Origin of the sequence: Sphaerochaeta sp. S2, from assembly GCF_016406725.1 — a bacterium.
GTDB lineage: Bacteria > Spirochaetota > Spirochaetia > Sphaerochaetales > Sphaerochaetaceae > Sphaerochaeta.
Window position 1 is genome coordinate 1 of the sequence record NZ_JAEKNT010000270.1, and the last position, 4,577, is coordinate 4,577.

General features: G+C 47.7%; 4 protein-coding genes. All 4 read left to right on the forward strand.

The window, feature by feature from the left end:
- A partial coding sequence (locus tag JF818_RS07655) for an AraC family transcriptional regulator (protein ID WP_198891435.1) occupies positions 1-2,411 on the forward strand: 2,411 nt, incomplete at its 5' end.
- Between the two features lie 86 nt (positions 2,412-2,497).
- Positions 2,498-2,815: a PadR family transcriptional regulator gene (locus JF818_RS07660; protein WP_198891436.1), complete on the forward strand. Its 318-nt coding sequence runs from the start codon at positions 2,498-2,500 to the stop codon at positions 2,813-2,815.
- Positions 2,812-3,357 (forward strand): DUF2812 domain-containing protein, encoded by a 546-nt coding sequence (locus tag JF818_RS07665; protein WP_198891437.1) that lies wholly within the window; start codon positions 2,812-2,814, stop codon positions 3,355-3,357. Before JF818_RS07660 ends, JF818_RS07665 begins: the two co-directional genes overlap by 4 nt.
- 135 nt (positions 3,358-3,492) lie before the next feature.
- Entirely contained in the window at positions 3,493-4,416 is a 924-nt protein-coding gene (locus JF818_RS07670; RefSeq protein WP_198891438.1) for a sugar ABC transporter permease, read from the forward strand.
- Positions 4,417-4,577 lie beyond the last annotated feature (161 nt).

The following is a 4,577-nucleotide window of genomic DNA, read 5'->3' on the forward strand; positions in this document are numbered from 1 at the left end:
CCTGGAACCTGCTCAGCGATATGCTTTCAGAGGAGGATCCATCTTGCTTTGATTTGCTTCTCCCCTCACAGCCGATCATTCGGCAGAGTTGTGGGTGTACCTATTCATTGGGAAGTGAACAACAGGCTCGTCGTGTGATCGGGAGCCAGGAACTTTTCAAGGCTTGGTTGATCCAGGTGTTTGATGCAAATGAGGAGGAGCAAGAGAGGATTGGCCTTCTGCTTAAGGAAGCCTCCTTGCAGCATGAGAAGGAAGTGCTCTCCTTGCTTGGCCATCTATCCTACCGTTTCCTTGACAGGGGAGGGGATCCCAGTCTTCTGAGTGAAGCCCTGCATTGGTACTGTACCTTTTTTGCAACCCTTTCCTTCAAGACTCTCTGTGCAGGTCCAATCAGGGACCTCTTTCTCCGTCAGCGGGATCTGGTTGCACATGAACATGCCTACCAACACGCTTTGCAGGCAAGCATCCTCAATATGCTCAAATGTGACCTCTTGGGGGTGAAAACTCTTTCAACCATCCCATCCCTCTTGGCAAAACACCTTGGATCCCTTGGTCTTGATGCGGGATATCTGGTTTTGTACGGTGATGAGACGACCAATACTTTTATCGGTGGGTATGCCGATTCCCTGGTCATGGAACGGAAACAAACGTTTCCCAAACACCTCTTACTGCCACAAGGACTCCTAGATCATCTTGGGCAGGGTGTACATGTGGTTGAGCCCTTGTTTATGGACAACCAGCCACTGGGGTATCTCATCCTGAGAACATCGTTGTTCAGCGGAAGTGTCATGGAAGAGCTACGAACCGCCTTGAGTTCAGCTATCAAGGGAGCATTCCTCCTCGATGCCGCTAACCGTGCAAGGGAAGATGCAGAGAGGGCACAGCGGTCGAGAAGTGAGTTCTTTGCCAATGTTGGTGAGGGCCTCAAGACTCCTCTTGAGACAATCCTCTCTATTGCAAAGCAGGTTGAAGGAGAGAGGGGGAAGCAGATTGAGGAACAGATTCGTTCTGCCACGCATCTTCTGGATCTTTCCCTCTCTCACTCAGGCAATCTTGAGTTGGAGAACAAGGTCTGCAATCCTATGACCCTCATAACACCATTGCTTACCTCCTTTCCTCTTGTGTATGAAGGACCAGAGGAGATGCCATCCCTCTGTGTCGATGCAAAGCGCTTGATCCAAAGTCTTACGATCATCTGTGAGTATATTGTAAGGGAAGGAGGGGAGATGAGGTTGCAATCCACTTTATCGAAGGATGGCCTCCGTTTCCGTTTTTCTTCCTCTTCAGTTTCCTGGAAGGCCTCAATGGGGAGTCAGGATCCAAGTCTCTCCTTGGCACAAAGAATTATCCTGATGAGCCATGGATCTTTTTCCCTGCATGATAATGCAGTAGTTGTGCAGCTACCCCTGCCAAGCTTGATGGGTGAGAGCAGCCCCCCTTCCCGTGATACCTTATTCTACATTGTTGCTGATGGTGATGAGCCGATCCCTGAGGTCCTGCGTTCTTCCTTTGCTTCCTGGGAAGTAATCCCTGTGGGCACCCTGCAGAAACACGAGCTCTCCAAGATTGCAGGAGGTGTTATTGGTTGGGATGCAGATAATCAAGGAAGGGAGTTCCGTCTCCTGCGTACAGCGATTGCAGGGCATAACACCCTCTCCCTAACTCCCATGATCTGTCTCCACGCCCCTGAAGGCCAGCAAAATCTCTATTCATCCTTGATGAGAACTTCCCATCATCTTTCTGATGGTGTTTTGGTCGCGATTAAGGGACTTCCTGAAGATTGTTGCAAGGCCCTTGCCTTGGATGAGGAGTTCATTGTTCACAGTGAACCAGATGAGGTTATGGATGTGGTAGCCAACCAGCCGGTAAAAATGATACTTGCCTCACTCTTTGATCCTGTTCTCTACCGGAATATTCGGAAATCCTCGGATGCTCCGATTGTGGTGATTCGTGAATATTGGGAGAAGGAGGAGGCAGAGCAGCTTTCCCTCGTTCCTCGTCTCCTTATCGCTCACCAGTGTGTACTTGAAAGCAGTGAGTTTGGGCAGCGGTTGCTTGAGCTGTTGGAAACCAATGAGATGCTTCCTCCTCTTACTGGTGCCTTGGTCAAGCGAGCTGTGGTCTATTTGGGTAGGCATGCTTCCCAGCAGATCTCACGTTGGCAACTTGCTGAATCGGTGAATGTCAGTGAAGACTACCTGACGAGAATTTTTCGCAAGGAGTTGGGTATCAGCCCATGGGATTACCTGAACCGGCAACGGGTATTCCTTGCCACCCAGTTGCTACGGGAGAGTTCTCTCTCGATAAACGAAGTGGCAAGCCAGAGTGGATTCCAGGACCAAGCGTATTTCTGCAGGGTGTTCAAGAAGATCAAGGGATGTGCTCCAGGAAAGATCCGTTCACAACATTGAGGTAGATTATTCTTGACAGAAGGGGAGTTGTTTCGCTATTATACATCGCAGTGCGATACATTGCACCACGATATAAGGAGCTTCACATGGATTCCCATATCAGAAAAGTCTATGTACCCATGACGGAGACTGGATTTTACATATTACTCTGCTTGCAGAAGCCCATGCACGGGTATGCAATAGTCCAGAAAGTCGATTCCTTGACCGACGGGGTGGTGAGAATCGGGGCAGGGACGCTCTATGGAAGTTTGTCGAAGATGGAGAAGGATGGGCTTATCCGATTTATGGATGAACAGGATAAACGAAAAATCTATCAGATCACCGAACTTGGATCAGATGTTCTTGCTTTGGAAAAAAAACGAATTGAACGGATGTGCCGGAACTTGGAGGAGGTGGGGCAATGAAAGATACGAAGGTTATGTTCAGATTCTATACGATCCCTGAATATGTGAAGGAGCAGAACTTCTTGTGTGACCAACATAAGAAGGGTTGGGCTTTTAGGCGGGTATATTTTCCAGGATTGTATGTATTCTCCAGATGTGAAGGGGAGGATGTGGTCTACCAATTGGATTACAATCAAGAGGGAAGGGCTGAGAAGCAGGCTTATCTACGTTTGTTTGAGGACTGTGGGTGGGAGTATATCCAGGATTTCTTCGGGTACAGCTATTTCAGAAAGCCTGCTGCACAGATGCAGGGAAAAGAGGAGATCTACTGTGATGATGGATCTCGCCTTGCCATGATAGAGCGCGTATTCAAGGGAAGGATGATCCCCTTGCTGGTTCTGTTTTTCTTGGTGATTATCCCCCAACTGGTACTGCATGGCAGTGGGATGAGAAGTGCAAATCAATTCTTTTTTGGGTTATTTAGCGGACTCTTCTTTGTATATATCGTGATTTTCATACAGTTTGGCCTGCAGTATTGGAATATGAGGAAACGGCTTCGATGACCGTGTTTTAATGCAGTACCCTACGTTCGGTTGAGCTAAGATCATAAAAACTTATATAAAAAGGTCGGTAAAGTACAAGAGGCGACCTGCATAATCTTGCCATCTTGCCCCTATGCTGAGAGTGTGAGGTTGCAAATGGCAGAAAGAACGGCAAAACAGCAGTTGCTACGTGATATCAAGCGGCATAAATCAGTCTATGCTTTGCTTGCAATACCTTTAATCTATTACATCATCTTTAAATATGTCCCGATATTCAACGGACAGATTGCTTTCAAGGATTATATGGCCTTGGACGGGGTGTTGGGTAGCCAGTGGATTGGATTTGAGCATTTCAGAACCTTCATCAACTCCTATTATTTTGTTGAGTTGCTCAGAAACACTTTGATGTACAGTTTTGGGAAGTTGGTGTTCAGTCTTCCCCTTGCAATCATTCTGGCAATTGCCATCTATGAGAGCAACCGCCCACTTCTTCGAAAAACAGTGCAAACACTTGCCTATCTCCCACACTTTCTCTCGTGGGTCATCATGTACGGTATCTTGCTTGCCCTATTGGCGCCGGGAGACGGAATTGTCAATGATACGATCAAGCTCTTTGGTGGCAAACCCATTGATTTCCTGACCAATACCGATGCCTTTCCCTGGATTGTCATTCTCAGTGATGCATGGAAGGAAATGGGCTGGAGCGCTATCATCTTCATCGCCGCCCTAATGGGTATCGACCCATCACTCTTTGAGGCAGCCTTGGTTGAGGGCGCAAACTCCTGGCAACGGGTACGATATATTACCCTCCCCTCAATTCGCCCGGTCATTGTTATCGTGGTCCTGCTTCGCTTGGGAACCATCCTTGATGCAGGTTTCAACCAAATATTCATGTTGTACTCAACACCGGTCTATTCGGTTGCCGATATCATCGATACCTGGGTCTATCGTCAAGGCTTGCTGGAGTTCCAGTTTGGTCTTGCCACCGCAGTCGGTCTTTTCAAGGGAGTCATTGGTATGTTCCTTATCCTTGGTTCCAACCGTCTGGTCAGACGCTTCGGCGGAAACTCATTGTACTAGGGGGTTGGGAATGAAGATAAAAGGAACCAGAAAAAAAGGACGATTCACCTCTGTAGCGATTAAACCCACTGCGGCAGATCACAGTTTCAATTTCTTGGTGGATTTCTTTTTAGCTTTGCTTTTACTGATTATTGCAATTCCACTTTGGAGCACTATTACTC

Coding starts and splice junctions, on each gene's coding strand:
- JF818_RS07660 (WP_198891436.1), top strand. CDS start 2,498: ATGGATTCCCATATCAGAAAAGTCTATGTACCCATGACGGAGACTGGA.
- JF818_RS07665 (WP_198891437.1), top strand. CDS start 2,812: ATGAAAGATACGAAGGTTATGTTCAGATTCTATACGATCCCTGAATAT.
- JF818_RS07670 (WP_198891438.1), top strand. CDS start 3,493: ATGGCAGAAAGAACGGCAAAACAGCAGTTGCTACGTGATATCAAGCGG.